This is a genomic window from Vibrio sp. D401a (assembly GCF_030248515.1).
Lineage (GTDB): Bacteria > Pseudomonadota > Gammaproteobacteria > Enterobacterales > Vibrionaceae > Vibrio > Vibrio rotiferianus.
The window spans coordinates 36,762-53,502 of record NZ_JAHGAI010000024.1 but is presented as its reverse complement, the minus strand read 5'-3'; the positions used below and the strand labels follow the sequence as shown (position 1 = coordinate 53,502).

General features: G+C 43.3%; 18 protein-coding genes. 7 read left to right on the top strand and 11 right to left on the bottom strand.

Annotation, left to right across the window (positions count from 1 at the left end):
- Positions 1 to 123: 123 nt before the first annotated feature.
- Positions 124 to 744 carry a LysE family translocator gene (locus tag KIV41_RS11775; RefSeq protein ID WP_285336476.1) on the top strand — a complete coding sequence of 207 codons (621 nt, stop codon included), beginning with the start codon at positions 124 to 126 and terminating at the stop codon, positions 742 to 744.
- A gap of 13 nt (positions 745 to 757) precedes the next feature.
- Positions 758 to 1,024, top strand: a complete 267-nt coding sequence (locus tag KIV41_RS11770; RefSeq protein ID WP_005435281.1) for a hypothetical protein — start codon at positions 758 to 760, stop codon at positions 1,022 to 1,024.
- Positions 1,025 to 1,149: 125 nt separating this feature from the next.
- Here the strand turns inward: KIV41_RS11770 and secF are convergent, their stop codons facing one another.
- The 4 genes from secF to KIV41_RS11750 form a co-directional block, all read right to left on the bottom strand.
- Positions 1,150 to 2,052, bottom strand: coding sequence for a protein translocase subunit SecF (gene secF, locus KIV41_RS11765; RefSeq protein ID WP_005442395.1), 903 nt, complete (start codon positions 2,050 to 2,052; stop codon positions 1,150 to 1,152).
- Between the two features lie 2 nt (positions 2,053 to 2,054).
- Positions 2,055 to 3,893: a protein translocase subunit SecD gene (gene secD, locus KIV41_RS11760; protein ID WP_285336473.1), complete on the bottom strand. Its 1,839-nt coding sequence runs from the start codon at positions 3,891 to 3,893 to the stop codon at positions 2,055 to 2,057.
- A gap of 167 nt (positions 3,894 to 4,060) precedes the next feature.
- Complete coding sequence (locus tag KIV41_RS11755; RefSeq protein ID WP_010451303.1) at positions 4,061 to 4,537, bottom strand: hypothetical protein; 477 nt, start codon at positions 4,535 to 4,537, stop codon at positions 4,061 to 4,063.
- A 131-nt stretch (positions 4,538 to 4,668) separates the two neighbouring features.
- Entirely contained in the window at positions 4,669 to 5,337 is a 669-nt protein-coding gene (locus tag KIV41_RS11750; RefSeq protein ID WP_285336472.1) for an SH3 domain-containing protein, read from the bottom strand.
- An 87-nt stretch (positions 5,338 to 5,424) separates the two neighbouring features.
- On the opposite strand from KIV41_RS11750, the gene KIV41_RS11745 reads away from it, so the two are divergent.
- A complete protein-coding gene (locus KIV41_RS11745) occupies positions 5,425 to 5,988 on the top strand; it encodes a hypothetical protein (protein WP_071234262.1) in 564 nt (187 codons plus the stop codon).
- 430 nt (positions 5,989 to 6,418) lie between these two features.
- On the opposite strand, the gene KIV41_RS11740 is transcribed toward KIV41_RS11745, so the two are convergent.
- Both KIV41_RS11740 and KIV41_RS11735 read right to left on the bottom strand, forming a co-directional pair.
- On the bottom strand, positions 6,419 to 7,042 hold the full coding sequence (locus tag KIV41_RS11740) for a class I SAM-dependent methyltransferase (protein WP_285336470.1): 624 nt from the start codon (positions 7,040 to 7,042) through the stop codon (positions 6,419 to 6,421).
- A gap of 62 nt (positions 7,043 to 7,104) precedes the next feature.
- A complete protein-coding gene (locus KIV41_RS11735) occupies positions 7,105 to 7,560 on the bottom strand; it encodes an Lrp/AsnC family transcriptional regulator (protein WP_029561069.1) in 456 nt (151 codons plus the stop codon).
- A gap of 147 nt (positions 7,561 to 7,707) precedes the next feature.
- Here KIV41_RS11735 and KIV41_RS11730 point away from each other — a divergent pair, with 147 nt between their 5' ends.
- Positions 7,708 to 8,652 carry a DMT family transporter gene (locus KIV41_RS11730; RefSeq protein WP_285336469.1) on the top strand — a complete coding sequence of 315 codons (945 nt, stop codon included), beginning with the start codon at positions 7,708 to 7,710 and terminating at the stop codon, positions 8,650 to 8,652.
- 135 nt (positions 8,653 to 8,787) lie between these two features.
- Positions 8,788 to 9,450: a PilZ domain-containing protein gene (locus tag KIV41_RS11725; RefSeq protein WP_045391311.1), complete on the top strand. Its 663-nt coding sequence runs from the start codon at positions 8,788 to 8,790 to the stop codon at positions 9,448 to 9,450.
- Positions 9,451 to 9,569: 119 nt separating this feature from the next.
- Here KIV41_RS11725 and luxQ read toward each other — a convergent pair whose 3' ends face one another.
- The 5 genes from luxQ to KIV41_RS11700 form a co-directional block, all read right to left on the bottom strand.
- The gene (gene luxQ, locus KIV41_RS11720) at positions 9,570 to 12,155 is read right to left on the bottom strand and encodes a quorum-sensing autoinducer 2 sensor kinase/phosphatase LuxQ (protein WP_285336466.1); all 2,586 of its coding nucleotides are present in this window, start codon (positions 12,153 to 12,155) and stop codon (positions 9,570 to 9,572) included.
- Positions 12,155 to 13,252 (bottom strand): autoinducer 2-binding periplasmic protein LuxP, encoded by a 1,098-nt coding sequence (locus KIV41_RS11715; protein ID WP_285336464.1) that lies wholly within the window; start codon positions 13,250 to 13,252, stop codon positions 12,155 to 12,157. The genes luxQ and KIV41_RS11715 overlap by 1 nt, the downstream gene beginning before the upstream one ends.
- A 223-nt stretch (positions 13,253 to 13,475) precedes the next feature.
- Complete coding sequence (locus KIV41_RS11710; RefSeq protein ID WP_010451282.1) at positions 13,476 to 13,781, bottom strand: GIY-YIG nuclease family protein; 306 nt, start codon at positions 13,779 to 13,781, stop codon at positions 13,476 to 13,478.
- Entirely contained in the window at positions 13,778 to 14,431 is a 654-nt protein-coding gene (locus tag KIV41_RS11705; RefSeq protein WP_143694108.1) for a YceH family protein, read from the bottom strand. Before KIV41_RS11705 ends, KIV41_RS11710 begins: the two co-directional genes overlap by 4 nt.
- Positions 14,432 to 14,524: 93 nt before the next feature.
- Positions 14,525 to 14,728, bottom strand: a complete 204-nt coding sequence (locus KIV41_RS11700) for a hypothetical protein (RefSeq protein ID WP_010451278.1) — start codon at positions 14,726 to 14,728, stop codon at positions 14,525 to 14,527.
- A 237-nt stretch (positions 14,729 to 14,965) separates the two neighbouring features.
- On the opposite strand from KIV41_RS11700, the gene KIV41_RS11695 reads away from it, so the two are divergent.
- Positions 14,966 to 15,280: a DUF496 family protein gene (locus KIV41_RS11695; RefSeq protein ID WP_005453573.1), complete on the top strand. Its 315-nt coding sequence runs from the start codon at positions 14,966 to 14,968 to the stop codon at positions 15,278 to 15,280.
- Positions 15,281 to 15,403: 123 nt separating this feature from the next.
- Positions 15,404 to 16,741, top strand: coding sequence for an MATE family efflux transporter (locus KIV41_RS11690; protein ID WP_010451276.1), 1,338 nt, complete (start codon positions 15,404 to 15,406; stop codon positions 16,739 to 16,741).

The window sequence follows — 16,741 nt, the reverse complement described above, 5'->3', positions numbered from 1 at the left end:
TTTATTAAATAATTGAATGTTAACTCTATACTGGCGCGTTCAAGATTGTTTAGAGGTGGCATCTCTTCTCCTTTTGCACTATCTTTGTGGCCTAGTTGTTTACTTATACAATCATCAATATTCATGAATACAGCCTTGTTAACCATGTTCATCCCCACCTTCTTTTTTGTCTCTATTACGCCTGGGATGTGCATGACGCTTGCTCTAACACTAGGGATGAGTGTCGGATATCGACGAACCCTATGGATGATGGCAGGCGAATTAGTTGGTGTTGCTCTCGTTTCTGTCGCAGCAGTACTCGGTATCGCAGCCATTATGCTTAACTACCCTTGGTTATTTACCGCACTTAAATTGATTGGTGGTGGTTACCTACTCTACTTGGGTATCGAAATGTGGCGCTCAAGAGGCAAACTCGCGATCAATGTTGAGAACGTTGATGTCCCTACCAGCGGCAACTGGGAGTTGGTCTTGCAGGGCTTTGTTACCGCTATCGCGAACCCGAAGGGCTGGGCGTTTATGATCTCTCTTCTGCCTCCTTTTATCGATCAGAGTGCTGCTCTTGCACCTCAGCTTGTCATACTGGTTTCTATTATTTTGATGTTTGAGTTCATTTGTATGTCTCTTTACGCAACGGGCGGCAAAGGATTGAAGCGTTTACTGGGGCAATCAAAAAACGTACGCTTAATGAACCGAATCGCTGGCACCTTGATGATGGGTGTGGGTGTATGGCTATTAATGAGTTAGAAAAGCCTAAGTTATGAAGAACATTTTAAACAAGCTCAAGCAATCTATTGGTGAAGTGTTGGATTTTCAGGCCCGAGTGTGGGTTGTCAACGTCTACGCCGGTGAACATAAAGGAGAGTCTTATGTCGTCAATGAAGACAGTTTTTCTGAGCCATTACAATGGATGAAAAAGAAAGGGTATAAAGAGGCGATGCTTACCAAAGTTGAATCAATGAAGCGTTCGCAAATCATTGAATTTGATTTAGGTGCAGTCAAACATCGCTTGATGCGCGTGAAATAGCCCCTCTTCTATTTTCTATTTCGTTTCTCGTTTCTCGTTTCTCGTTTCTCGTTTCTCGTTTCTCTAGATAAAAAAGCGCCACTCAAATTGAGTGGCGCAAGCACTTTTACCTTAAACACCAAGCATTATGGTGCAGTGTCGATCTCTACTGGTAGGTAGTGTTTTGGTTCTAGCTTCAACCATTCAGGAAGCACCGTACCAATCGAGATGGATGACCACGTACCTGAAAGTACGCCAATAAACATCGCTGTTGAGAAGCCAGCCAGAGCCGAGCCGCCCATAATCCACAACGCCCCAACAGTGATCAGAGTCGTACCTGATGTCACCATTGTACGAGAGAACGTCGCCAATACCGCTTCGTCGTTGATTTGCTCTGTTTTCCAGCTTTGCTTAGCCACCAGCAGTTCACGAATACGGTCTGCGATGATGATCGAGTCATTGAGCGAGTAACCAAGGATCGCCAGAATCGCCGCAAACACCGTTAGGTTGAACTCCATTTGTGTAATCGCAAAGAAGCCTAATACCAAAATAACGTCGTGGGCTAATGCGAATAGAGAACCACTCGCTAAACGCCATTCAAAGCGGAAACATAAGTAACCAAGAATCGTTAGTACCGATACTAATAGTGCCAAACCACCTTGATCGAACAGGTCTTGACCCACTTGAGCACCAACGATGCTGTTACTCACCACATCCACTTGGTGTGAAATAGGCTTAAGCACATCAGCTACGCTCGGTAGTGTTTGACCTTCTGCAGGCGCGGAGTAGCGAATCACCCAACGGCCATCTTCACCTGAGCGTGTTACTGATGTTGACTCACCAAGCTTAGGTTGAAGTGCGTTAAGCAGATCATGGTTAGTCAGTTGTTTATCGACTTTCACTTCAGTAACCATACCGCCAGTGAAGTCTAGACCTAGGTTAAGCCCTTTCATACCAAGAGCAACCAGAGCAATAATCGTTAGAATTACCGATACTACAGTCGTGAAGTAACGAATCTTGCGGATATTTTGTTTTAGCATTTCGACCATGATTAAACCCTCACATCACGACGGCCATCGCGGCCCCAAATTAAATTGATCATTGCACGAGAAGCGAATACGCCAGTAAACATACTGGTCATCAGACCCAAGCCTAGCGTTAGCGCAAAGCCTTGGATCGGACCGTTACCAATCGCGTATAGAATCACGGCAGTGATCATGGTGGTGATGTTGGCATCAAGGATAGTTGCGAATGCACTGTCGAAGCCTAGGTCGATCGCTTGAGCGAAACTGCGACCTTCACGCATTTTATCTTTGATACGTTCAAAGATGATTACGTTGGTATCTACCGCCATACCGACAGTCAGAACCAAACCGGCAATACCAGGAAGCGTTAGCACGGCACCAGGAAGCAGTGCGATTAGACCAAGCAAGCAAAGCATATTTGCGCACAATGCTACGTTTGCTACCCAGCCTAAACGACGATACCAAAGCGCCATAAATAGAAGGGTTAAGCCCATACCTAGCGCTAGTGCTGCGAAACCATTTTGAATGTTTTCTGCACCAAGCGATGCTCCGATAGTGCGTTCTTCAACAATAGTCACTGGCGCAGTAAGCGAGCCAGCACGCAGAAGTAGCGCAAGCTGTTGTGCTTCATCCATGCTGCCAGCACCTGTGATACGGAATTGGCTACCAAGCTGAGATTGGATGGTTGCAACACTGATTACGCGTTCACTACGCTCTGTCATACCGCGTTCGTTTGTTTTGTACTCGCGGTAGACCGTTGCCATTGGCTTACCAATGTGAGTTGCAGAGAAGTCGCTCATCTTCTTACCACCAGCGTGATCGAGAGAGATGTTCACTTCTGACATACCCATCTGATCGACACCCGCGCGAGCATTCACAATATGCTCACCAGTAAGAACCGGACGCTTTTGCAAAATAACGGTGCGACCATCGTTATCTTTAAGAACCAAATCTTGGCTAGTGCGCGCTTGGCTCGCATCTTTTACTTCATAGAAGGCAAGACTTGCCGTTGCACCAATAACGTTTTTAGCTTGTGCAGGGTCTTGAACACCTGGTAGCTCAATACGGATGCTCTCTTTACCTTGGCGCTGAACCAATGCTTCAGTAATACCTAGCTCTTCGATACGTCCACGCATGATCTTCAAGTTTTGTTGAAGTGTCGTAGTTTGGAATTCTTGGATGTTCTGTTCGCTTGGTTGAAGTTCGAAGCCGCGGTCAGAGCTGGTCATTGTCCAACCAGGGTAGTTTTGACGAATGAACTGGCTCGCCGCTTTTAGACCTGCTTCGTTTTCGCTGTTTACTGCGATATGGTTGTGCGCTTCTGCACGAACTTGAACGCCACGAACACGATCTTCACGAAGGCTTGCTTTGATCTCGTCTACTAATGCATCACGTTGTTCTTCGAAAGCTTTGTTCACATCTACGTTCAGAAGGAACTGCACACCACCGCGAAGGTCAAGACCAAGTTTGATAGGGCTAAAGCCCATTTCGTTCAACCACTCAGGTGCAACAGAAACGTAAGAGAACGTAATGTTGTCATCTTTGTCTAGCTGTTCGTTAAGCAATGCACGCGCTTTACTTTGTGCGTCTTCACCATCAAAAACGATGGTGGTTTTGCCGTCTTTCTCAATGATCTTAGACGCAGGAATGTGGTGCGTTTTCAGCAATTGGTCTAACTGAACCACAGACATTGCGCTGTTGTTTTGGTCAGCAAACGTCACCTGAATAGAAGGCTGCTCACCAAACCAAGTTGGAATAGCACTTAAGGTTAAAATGATAATGGTCGTGATAAGTACGACGTATTTCCATGCTGAGTAATGATTCAGCACTTTTCTGGTTTTTTGTGGTTTTGGTGTTTTCTTCATGTAAACATCATCCCTTCACTAAACAGTGAAGTTTTCAATAATTGGATTCAAGACACGACAAAACGCTCACCTGATTAAAAATGCAGGTACAGAATGCCCAGAGCTTCAATCGCTCTGTCGAAGAGTTGTCGTGTTAAGAACGCACAAGATGTGCAGAGTGATGGTGCTTACGCAGAAAACTGACTATTGAGGGCGACGTACATGGCATTGGTTTCTTTCCAGCCGGAAAGACGATGGTCGCTAACGAAGTGATTAAACGTAGAGCGGTTTTGACGCCATACTGTAGTGTGCAGTCCGTAAGCGTAGCCTGCATCGGCGTAAAATGGCGAGGTTAAATCGGAAACACTATCAACATGTTCATCATCGATATTTTCTCTTAGATGCGACGTAAATCGTTGATAGTTAAAAATAGCGTAGGAGTCTTGGCTGACATGCCCTTCAGATACTGGAGATTGAACAGGCTCTTCTTCTGTCAGCTCTTTAAAATCAACAGGTTGGTTAACTTGATTGGAGACTACAGGTTTTACTTTGATTTTAACGTGGCTTGGTACTGAAACCTCTGTATCAGAAATTGCTGCATATGCAGGCACAAACGCCATTGCACAAAGCAACAAAAAGAGGTGTCTAATGAAATACCAAGGCATAACTGCTCACTTAAAATAAAAGAGTCGAACTCAACCAGTCCGACCCTTGAATAATATTCTCATCGTGTATAGTTAACAACTAAAAAATTCTAAATTCATAATTAAGCTAGAAACAATACTCTGGGAATGGCTCATCGATAGAAAATATCGCCGTTATCGACATCAAGATAGATTTTGTTCTCTTGCTCTATCCCACCACAATATATGAAGTAAACATTACGTGTCTTGTAAGTCACCGAACGTACCCATCCACCTAATTCCTCAAAGTCTTCTGGCTTGCAAGTACCGTCTTTTAGTAGCCTCTGAGTTGTGCTGCGAAATACTTTTCGATGTTCTTTCAAGTCATCGGATTTACCTAGGTAGCTGTCCAGAATCTCAAGACGCTCTTGCTCTTTAATGACAGGGGCGGCATCTGAAAGCCCTTGAGAATCTATCCACTCTGCGGTTTCTTCACCGCCTTCATGATAAACAATGTAAGCAGAAATTCTGAACCAGCCATCTTTTTTTTCGAGAACAGAGAGCTTTTCTCCCTTGTATAGAGAGTCAACGATTAAGCCATCTTCACTTGGTTCGTTATAAACACTGATCTTTCTTTCAATTACGTAGTATTCCGTTATTTCCTTAGGTTTGGCTTCTAAGTCCATTATAGGCTTAGGTGCCTCAGTGCTCTCAGTGGTAACAGGTACAGGCTCAGCAACAGTAGCTTCCGGCTCATCACTCTGCATGAAAAAGAAATAATAGCCCGCGCCTGCGCCGCCTAATAGAAGCAAAATGAACACAGCAATTATGATTTTCTTCATGTTCTTTCCCTGTAATGTTTTGGCTAATGAGCGACATTAAAGATGCATCCTATAATGGAAGGAGCGCCTATTGCGAAGTAGCTCATTATGCATTCACTTTTTTCACAATGGTTAGTCATATCATCAATAACGTGTTGTTCTTTTGCTCTATTCGCGAAAGAACAGCCTCAATGTAATGAAAATTCATGGAATAATAATCTTACCCAATTCAATAGATTAGAGTCTACCTACAATCGACACGCAACCACCTACAACCAACTTCTAAATGAACACAAGCAGCGCCGCTTATTAACGCAAACCTTCTCAGAGTCAGATATTTCGCTGCTATGGCAGTCAGAAAGTAAGAAAGCCTTATTAAAAAATCAACTGAATGCCGCTCGACTTTTTGTCAATAAAGTCAAAGAAAACGCTAACCTCGTTCGAAAGCTGTCTGGCGTTTTAGTTAGTAACGCTAACAACTGGCAGAAAATCGCATTGGGATGCCAACAAGAGCAATACCAAGTAAACCAGATCGTAGCTGATTGGTATCACACGCAAGCGTTAGAGCTAGGTTCACAAATCAACCAACTGACAACTCAATTTGATGCGCTCAAAGCGCAGTACGACAGAGAAGTTGCTACCTTATTACGTGTACAAAACCCATCCAATTGAATCTATTAACGGTATTTTACTCCCCCTTCCAATTTACGGTCAGAATTCAACCAATCAGACCTAAAATTAGCGACACACGTCACAATAATGCTTTACTTACGTCCACTTTTTGGGTACTTTATCCATTAACAAAATTAAATAAAAAGTCATATTTGGCTGGAGATAATGCAAACCATATGATTATCAATCGTTTGAGTAACATGGATTGTCCTAATGCTACTAAAGCCAAGTTTTTGTCAGTAGTTAGGCACGTTAAACAATTCGGTTCAATCAATGATTTGGACTTGTGTAAAATCTTTGGAGAAACAATTTGGAGTGACGGTAGGGAATACCATTCAGCTGCATTTTCATTCAAGGTAGACAGAATGACTGGTGATTGTGAGATATCACAATATAAGAACCAATAAGGCTTAAAAGTTCTTAGGCGGAGTTAGGAAACTGACTCCGCTTTTTTGAGCATAACCACTGTAAAATCATGATCAGAATACCCCTCTATCAAATAACTCTCCGGACATAAGAGTCTACAATACCGAAGTACGCCCTCTTTATTATGTGATGCCAATAGCCTCATCGCAGGTAGTTTCTCTTGATCGAGCAAATTGAAAACACACGCAACATTCGCTAAATCATACATTTTACTGATCATATCTACGGTGTGATTCGCATTACTCGTTTGATAGTTCAAAGAGCCCGAGGCAAACACAAAATCATATTTTCTGAGGATCATCTTGCTGAAGTCTCCTTTTAAGAAGGTAGATTTTGTAAAAAACTCCCTCTTCTTAGCCGCAGACACAAAACTTCGCTTCAAATCAACGCCAGTATAAGCTCTAGGAAAGCGCTCTGTAGATTCCAAGTATGCGAGTAAATCACCGTATCCACATCCAACATCTAAAATGGAGCGGTCGCGGAAGCAAAAGCCACCACATAATGCTTCAAATCTAGATATCTGACTATTTAAATCCTGCCACCCCAAAATCTGAGAGTGCTCACCATCAAACTGCTTCTCACGTTTATGATGGTAATGAGAGATCCTAAGTTTATCTATAAATTTCACACTAGTTCCTGGTCAGTCGTTCCGAGGGCAAAAGGCTATGATGTTTTATCAAATGGCAGAGCTTAGAGAAAGATAGGTAATTCCCCACTCCCCTTTACTTGGCGGATGGCAAGATGTGTATGAATATCTTTTACATTCTCTAACCGCTGAAGTTTTCGAGTAAATACTTCGTAGTTTTTTAAATCTTGACTGACGACCTCTAGCAAATAGTCATAAGCGCCAGAGACTACGTGACAAGATATTACCTCTTGCATTGAAAGTATCGCTACCTCAAATTCGTCTATCGAATGCGCCTGATGGTTATTTAAGCTAACTTCTACAAAAACAGTCATTGCAATGCCCACTTTTTCTCGCTCAAGCATCGCATAATAGCCGCTAATATACCCTTGTTGCTCGAGGCGCTTCAGCCGCCTTGCACAAGGTGATGCCGAAAGCCCAACCATATCAGCCAGCTCTCCCGTGGTTAGCCGCGCATCTTGCTGTACCAGTGATAACAGCTTTTTATCGATCCTATCCAAAGAGCCCTCCTTGACGATATACACCAAAAATGTGTCAAACATTAGCAAAAGCAACCAACCAACACTTAAAACACGCTCAAGTTTGCCACCATTCGTCCCTCAACACACGTAATAATTACAATTCATTTACATTAACGGATTTCTACCATGATGCTTGGTTATTGCGCTATGTTTGCAACGCTCCTAGTCTGGGCTAGTTTTTTCATCTCTTTGAAATTTGGCGTACATTCACAGCTTGAGCCTGCAGATATCGCCATCACTAGATTCATTATTCCTAGCTTGATCCTCATACCATTTGTTGTGAAGCATTTACCTTCGATCAGCGCCGTACCAAAGCGATATAAAGCCGGTCTTATTATTGGTAGTGGGCTGCCTTACCTAATAGTTGCAGGAACAGCAATGCAGTTTGCACCCGTTTCACACGGAAGCGCACTAATTCCGGGTACTCTACCCATGTTTGTCTCTGCAATCGCGGTCTTGTTTTATAAGCAACCATTATCCAATCATCGCGTTCTAGGGCTCTGCGCAGTTTTATTCGGAGTGATACTTTTTTTGATGTCTAACATTGGCGACGAGTACAACTGGCAGCAACTCAAGGGCCATACCCTGTTCTTGCTAGGTAGCCTTATGTGGGCCGGTTTTACAATTAGCGCTAGAGTCAGTAACCTTAACGCTTATGCCTGCGCTGGATTTGTCTCTATTTCTTCTCTCGTTCTATTAAGCTTGGCAATCACCTGCGGGTGGCTAGAAAGTTACTTGATGAAAACCCCTATGACGCAATGGCCTTGGCGCGACGTAGTGTGGCAACTGATGTTGCAAGGCATCGGTGCCGGGCTCGTTGCTTCATTCACTTTTCTCTATGCCGTTAAAAAAATTGGGGCGGAAGCTAGCGCTGCTTTAGGTTCACTAACTCCGGCTTTAGCCACTCTACTTGCCATACCTTTGCTATCAGAAAAGCCTGATATAGTGACCATAAGTGCATTAGCATTTGTCACTATCGGTAGTATTGTCGCGAGCAATGTCTTGATGAAAAAACACCACCAAGACACTTATCGGCCACCGCAATTTTCAAGCTCAAAACGAGCGCCTTAGTAAGCCAACCATCCGTGATATCTTGCACAAAATGAGATTTGGCCACGAAACAAAGCGCATCGCTGATAGTGTTGCGCTTGAAAAGAACCAAGCTTTAAGTAATCTTTATTTATCAAAGACAAAACAGCCATAATTATGCCATCGACTCACACTAAGGAAGACCTGAACAAGTTCCTAATAGGTGGAATCAAACTCTCCGTCACATTAGAATTTGGGCCAATTGAGAAGTACACCTACCCAGCAACCTTCATCGGCTTAAAAGAAGGTGCTTTTTTACTCTTGGATGTCCCGATTCGACTTATTGAAGAGCAAGCACTACGAAAACTCGACAATATTGATGTAGTAATTCGAGGTATTTCAAAAACCGATTTAGGGCATGTTATTGCTTTCAAGACGACGGCGTTATTTGTACAACAAAGGCCATCTCCTCTTCTCTTTTTAAGAATTCCAGCGTCTTTTGTTTCAAAGCCTGTTAGAGAACATGAGCGCTATAAAATAGAGCTAGACTGTACGCTGAAACATGAAAATGACGTGTATGAGGGAACGTTGGTCGATTTTTCAATTTCAGGATGTGGGTTTACTAGCCTTGTTGAGCCTGAGTTTGAGGTGGGCGATGTAGTATCTATTTCATCACCGCTTGATGAATACCTTGAAGCAGAGCACCCTTGTTCCATAGCCAATATCAAAAAACTGCATAAGGGGTGGATGATTGGTATTAAGTTCACTTCAGAAGTAACACTGAGCAATGAGCTTAAAGTTCAGCTTTTGGAATATTCATTTGCATCAGGTAATTTGTAAAGACAAACAATGTCATCGTTATGATTCGAATCATGAAGCCAGCAATCCAATCATAACGATTTATACCCAAGTCATTCTCGATGAACCAAGCATCTTGCGGTTACTTGGGTATACCTATCCTACGCCTCTTCCTCGATAAATCGATTCTTGAAGTCCGTAAATGCAGCATGCAGCGCCTTTTCTTTAATTGGCTTAAGCAAAACATAGTCTGCGCCTGCTGCCATAAATGCTTCACTTGTTTCTTTCATCGTATCTGCGGTACAAGCATAAATTGGTGTTGCAATCTTAAGGACGTCTCGAATGGTTTTGGTTGTCTCAATACCACCTAAATGCGGTAGTTGATTATCCATTAGAATCAAATCATAGCGATGCTGTTTTACCTTCTCAATCGCCTCAATTCCGTCTTTTGCCCAATCAACTTCCATCTGATATTTCTTGCAAAAAGCCTGAAGAATAAAGGCATTAGTATGGTTATCTTCCACCAGCAACACTCTTAACGCATCGCTAAACAGCTTTTCTGCTGGAAGCCTTAGTGTTTGTGTTAATTCCTCGACTTGTCGCAGTCGGTCTTGCACCGGGATGGTAATAACAAAAAGTGTCCCTTTACCTTTATCACTCCTAACTTGAATATCACCCTCAAGCATTTCAACTAAGTTTTTAACAATGGTTAAACCTAGCCCACTACCACCGTATTCACGTGTTGTTGTTGCCTCTTCTTGAATAAACGGCTCAAACATTTGGTCTAGTTTATTTGAATCAATCCCGATCCCTGTGTCTTCAACTTTTATCACGAGCACACTGCTATCGTGACCATGGAAATGCTCAAGTGCTGAGATAATCTGGATGCTACCCGCAGGGGTAAATTTCACCGCATTACTAACAAGGTTGAAGAGCACTTGGTTAAGTCGAACTTGATCCGTAAATATCTCAGTGTTTTCTTCAACCTCATTATCAATAATCAGTTCAACACCTTTTTTTCGGCAGATAGGGCCGTAGATATTAGCGATAGTGCGCATGGTATCGGCAAACAAAAACTGATGTTTTTGAATATTAAATTTGCCTTGTTCTATCTTGGAAAAATCCAAAATATCATTCAGCACCGCGAGTAGATGCTCTCCGCTGTTACACAACACATCGACTTGTTTACGTTGTTCATCATGTTCAACAGAATCTTTAAGCAATTGAGCGACACCTAAGATCCCATTGATGGGCGTGCGGATTTCATGGCTCATTTTCGCCAAGAAATCGGCTCTGGCTTGGGCAGATTTTTCTGCTTCTCGTCGAGCTAAGGTGCTTTGTTTCTCAGCTTCAATCAGAGTTGTAATATCTTGTCCCTGAACGATGATTCCACTGATCCCTCCATCAACACGAATTGGTGATAAATTCCAGCGAAATACCTTGCCATCGATTGGTACATTAACCCCCGTCAACGTAGCGCCTTGCGCCGACATCTTTAAGTGAGGTGTCAATTTCTCTTTAAACTTTTGGAATACTGGGTGCATGGCCTCAAGACTAGTATTGCCTTGACCAATCACAAGCTCGCGCTTTGCTGCAGGGTTCATTTGAATCAACACTGCACTCTCAGACCAAACCATAATCGGTGATAATGCAAAGTTAAACAGATCTCGGAATGACTTTTTCTGCGAATCCAGCTCTTCAAACGTACTTTCTAAAGTTGAGCCGATATGGTTGAACTCTTCGATATCTGAACCAACGAATCGTTTAAACCGGTCCTCGTCGCTGGCTGATTTTGTATAGGACATTAGCGTATCGAGCGCAGCTGCAACCTTGCTTTCCATCCACTCTTTTGCCATCAATGCGATCATCAGCAAACCAATGATGGATGCTAGCATTGCCAGAACATGTTGAATTTGTAGAGATACAACGCCTTGGTTGTCTTGAACCGACAGTAAACATAGCTCAGTCATCGAAGCATTCACCATGATTGGCGTTTCAATAACCAGCAGTTTATCTAGCCTTTTTGTCGATCCACGACGCGCAATAATATCTGCCGCTGAGTAGTCCTCTTCATCATCAAAAGAGTTCGCAAGCATTTCATTATTTGCAATCAAAAGGACGTTATCTACATTGCTCTCACTTTTCAGTTTTTCCATCAATGAAAAGTTATTATCTAGAACAATCGAAATAAATGAGTAGCCTAAGACTTCACCAGTGGACGTATTGATCACTGGTACACGCCTTAGCAGCATATGCCGCTGCCCCATCAGCGTACGTACATTCATATAGTACCAGTTACTGCTAAAAGATATTTTCTTCGACATCTTCTCTAAGATAATGTCATTCACACCATAAAAGTGAGCATTACCATCATCCCAAATAATACCGTGGTGATCAGTTAGGAATCGAAACTCTGGGGTATGTGAAGGGTCACTTTGATCAATGCCCAAATAAAAGTAATTGAGCATTTCAGCATTTCTATCGGAATAGAAATCGCGAATGGGTTCACTTTTGGAATTGCTGTCGTGGTGAATTTGAATCGCCGCAAAATGGTTATCAAAGATATTATGGATCAACGAAGAGGTTTGCTGTTTGTTGCGATCGACCTCCTGCCAAATAATTTGTTTGGAGAAGTAATAGCTCTGGACGAAAATACCAAAGATAATCGGCGCTAGAACGACGACAATTATGCGGGTTATCAGCGTCGCCAGAGAGCGACGCTTGGTTGAGTTTAACTGAGCTGACATCAATTATCTGAGTATCTAAATGCGCGTTTCTTGAGTTGTTCAATTCGTTCAGGTGCGTCTGACTTAGTCACCACCTCAAAATCACCAGAAAATACGGTTGGTACAGACTGTCCTTCTAAATCCCACTTTATCGCTTCAGCCATTGCAATACCTGTATCATCATTCATTCGCATAACAGTAAAATCAAGCTGACCACGTTGAATAGCATTAAGCTCCGCCGAGCCGCCACCCCAACCATTAATCATAATATCATCGCGACCAAGATCATCTAACGCTTCAGCTGCACCAAGTGCCACGTCGGTTGAGCAGGCATACATAAAGTCAATATCAGGGTACTTTTCTAAGCTCAGTTTAGCTGCTTGATACCCGGAAGATTTTGTCGCTTTTGTATAGAAGGCCGACTCCAGGGCAAAACCATTGTCACGAGTAACCTGCTCAATAAACGTATCCCCTCGGACATCACTAATGTATCCCTCAGAGAAATACAACACACTGAATTTACTCTCTTTTTGGAATCGTTTTCCAAACTCTTTGGCTAGTGCACGACTCCCTTCAGCATGATCAAAACCAACATAGAGAAATGGCTGCCTTTTCTCCCACTCTCTCACTGGTGTGGTGATGTTCTGCAAAATGAGTTTGGTTTCTGATGAGTCTAGAACATGCTCAATAAATTTACGATGGCGAGTCGTATCAAGCGTAAAAATCAAATAGTCAGATTTACTCTTGAGAGCTTCCATTAATGACATGCTTTGCTGCTTGATATCAGCATTTGGCCGCGTAAAAACCTGGTTAATCTGGTAGCTAATCTTCAGCTTATCTAGCCTTTTCTCAAAAGCTTCAATATTTCTCACCCAGTAATCAGAGACTTGTTGCCCAGGATAAACAACCGATATTTTGAGAGGGTGTCGTTGCTCTGTTTTGAGCGGAACCGGATAATTTCTAACAGCATCCCCCAACTTTTCAGTGAGAGCTCGCTGGTTTGGATATTGTTCTAAATACTCCTGATATGCCCAGTACCCGTCTAGTACCTGGGTTGAGTAGGCGTTTGAAGAAACACCAATTAAGGAGAATAGCGAAAATATAAGCGCTTTTTTCATTCTATGCTCTTGTTATTTTGCCGCCATCATTGTGGGGCTTAATTCTTAGTACCTAGCCAAGCATTCCATTTCGAAAGTACGCTGTATCCATATAACGCAAGACAAATTCCATACTTATATTTGATAAATTTTTGTGAGGAATTTGGTTTCTATTATGAGCTAGAGTCCAATAAATTGGTACCTACAAACAAGAAAAAACCGCCGTATAAGGCGGTTTTGTTAGCTAAGTAAGGTAATGTACACCTAAGTCATCACAACTGAGAGTCGCGTCCCCTATCACGATTTTTTCTTTCTTGTTTTTAGGTAACTGCTTTATGAAATATTCGACTTTCATTGCGTATATTTTTGACTCAAAGCTTTTTGACCATTCCAACACCAAAGGCCCTTTCCCTTTTAAAGCTTTGGCTCCTTTGCCACTTTGATGCTGGTTAAAGCGTCGTTCAATATCATTGGTAACACCACAATATAAGGCATTGCGATTATTCCGAATCAAATAGACGCTCCAACTCTGCTTAGCGGTGTCACTCATGAAAGTAGTGATTCGACCTGTTCTTTTAAGGCTGCAAGTTCTGCTCGAAGTTCTGCCACTTCTTGCTCTAGTTGGGTGATGCGCTCTGAACCCGCAGAAGATGGTGCAGCACTTGCCACAGCCAATTCACTAATATCCACCTCTCCGCAGAATAGGTGCATATAACGTGATTCTCGCTTGCCAGCTTCACGAGGCAATTTGACGACTAACGGACCCTTTTCTTCACTAGCAAGGTGTTCGAGCACATTTTCAACTTCTTTCACATCATTGAATGCCGCTAAGCGGTTAGTGCGCGTACGAATTTCACCCGGCGTTTGTGCGCCACGAAGCAGCATACAACATACGATGCCCTTCTCTTGTTCCGTTAACTTCAAGTCGCCAAACTCAGTGTTGCAGAATCGGTGTTGGTATTTGCTTACGCGGCTGTTGAAGGCACTTTCATCGCTGACAAGACGACGTTCGATGAGTGCATCAACCGCGTCTAACACGTCTGCTTCAGACAATGACATGACAGGCTCGCGGTTGCTTTTTTGATTACATGCGTTAGTCAGCGCGTTAAGGCTTAGAGGGTATTGGTCGGGGGTGGTGACTTCTTTTTCGATTAAGCAGCCAATTACTCGTGCTTCAATTGCCGTTAGCTCAACTTTCATAATGCATTTCCTTATTATTTTTGCATTTGAATTTGGGTCTCAGGCTAAAGCATAGTGCATGGACCTGACACCCTTTGCGAATCGGGTTAGGTCTCAATGCTCTGATAAAATCGACACTTTGGTCATTTTTCCATTCTCATCCACCACCATTATTTTCGACCGATTAAGTTCGACTTCGGTGATTTCGAGTTGTGTTCTTGCGTCTACGTACGCCGCTTTTAGTTTCTCAGCCAAAGATTCATCCTTTGTTTCAAGGTCTTGGCTTTCAGCCGGCTCCGCAATAGTCCCAGAGTTCATTTCGAGCTTCATTATTTGTAGTAATTAACACAGATGATATAACCAGAACTTCACTATGACAACGCATCTCACTGCTCAAGTGAACAACAATCGTGCTTTTTCGCCGTGTTTGTTAAAGCCACATCAGAATTGATGAATAAATGTTCAAGTCAACGTGGCGTTTGATCTTAAGACTGTTATGCCACGGGATGTTGTGCTTTAATCGAATCAGATATTCATAAATTAGGAAAGGGAACCATGAGTAGCGTATTTGAAATCGTGAACCAAGCTCGTCGTAAAAACAAACTAAAACGTGAGCTGCTTGATAACGAAAAGAAAGTTCGTGACAACCGTAAACGTGTAGACCTACTAGAAAACCTACTAGACTACATCAAACCAGAAATGTCTCACGACGAAATCGTTGCAATCATCAAAAACATGAAAGCAGACTACGAAGACCGCGTTGACGATCACATCATCAAGAGTGCAGAGATCTCTAAAGCTCGCCGTGATATCAGCCGTCGTATTCGCGAACTGACTGAAGAAGACAAGCAAACTAGCGGCAAAAAATAAGCGCAACTAGTTCAGTTTTCCAACCCCGAGCAGGGACACCTTGCTCGGGGTTTCTTTTTGTCACTTTGTTGTACAGTGTGTACAATAAAATCAACTTTTGTTCCCAAAACACGCAACATTCCTATGCCTTCGAACTCTTCTAACGCACAACCAACGCTGGCAAAACAGCTGTTTACTATGACATGGCCAATGCTGTTTGGTGTGCTGTCGCTGATGAGCTTCCAGCTTGTCGATAGTGCTTTCATTGGCCAACTCGGTATCCTGCCTCTTGCTGCACAAGGCTTTACGCTGCCACTGCAGATGGTGATCATTGGTATCCAAGTTGGCTTGGGTATCGCCACTACTGCAGTCATCTCCAAAGCGCTGGGTGCAAACGATACCCGATACGCGAAACAGTTGGGTGGCTTGGTGCTAATGATCGGCTCCGTTGGCGTAGCCATCTTTGGTCTGCTTATTTGGTTTCTGCGCTACCCTATTCTTTCTTTACTTAGTGCACCAGAGAGTGTCATGCCAATCATCGACAGCTATTGGCCTTGGTGGCTAATAAGCTCATGGGTAGGTGCCGTGCTGTACTTCTACTATAGTATCTGTCGCGCGAACGGTAACACTATGCTGCCCGGCACTATGATGATGGTCACCAGCGGCGTGAACTTGGTACTCGATCCACTGTTTATTTTCACTTTTGATTTGGGCATTAATGGGGCTGCAATTGCGACCATTATCGCTTTCAGCTTCGGTATCTTGGTTGTCGCACCTCGCGTGCAGAAGAACCACTGGGCCACATTCCAATGGCAAGACTTAAATGTACTCAAGAGCGTGACATCGATTGGCAACATTATGGGGCCTGCGATGATAAGCCAATTACTGCCACCGCTATCCTCTATGTTAGCAACCAAGCTGCTTGCTGGCTTTGGTACAGCTGCGGTTGCCTCTTGGGCTTTGGGCTCGCGCTATGAGTTTTTTGCCATTGTATCGGTATTGGCGTTGACCATGTCGATGCCCCCTATGGTCGGACGTTTATTAGGAGCGAAAAACTACACCGATATTCGTGCGCTAGTATCTATTGCCGTTAAGTTCATCCTTGGTTTCCAGCTATTGATTGCACTATTGACGTTTGCCGCCGCTAATCCGCTCGCCTTACTTATGACAAGCGATACACAAGTAGAACAAGTCTTGCGCATGCACTTAATGATCGTCCCAATCAGTTTGGGTTCGCTTGGGGTGTGTATGCTGATGGTGTCAATTTGTAACGCGTTAGGAAAATCTTATACCGCACTGACAATCTCTGCCTTGCGCCTGTTCTTGTTCTTTTTACCTTGTTTATGGGTCGGTGCTCAGATGGGTGGCATTCAAGGGCTACTGATTGGTGCCAGTATTGGTAATCTGATGGCTGGGTTCTCGGCTTATATGACTTATCAAAAAACGATTCGTAAGCTAGCTTCCGCTCCAGTAACAGCTTAA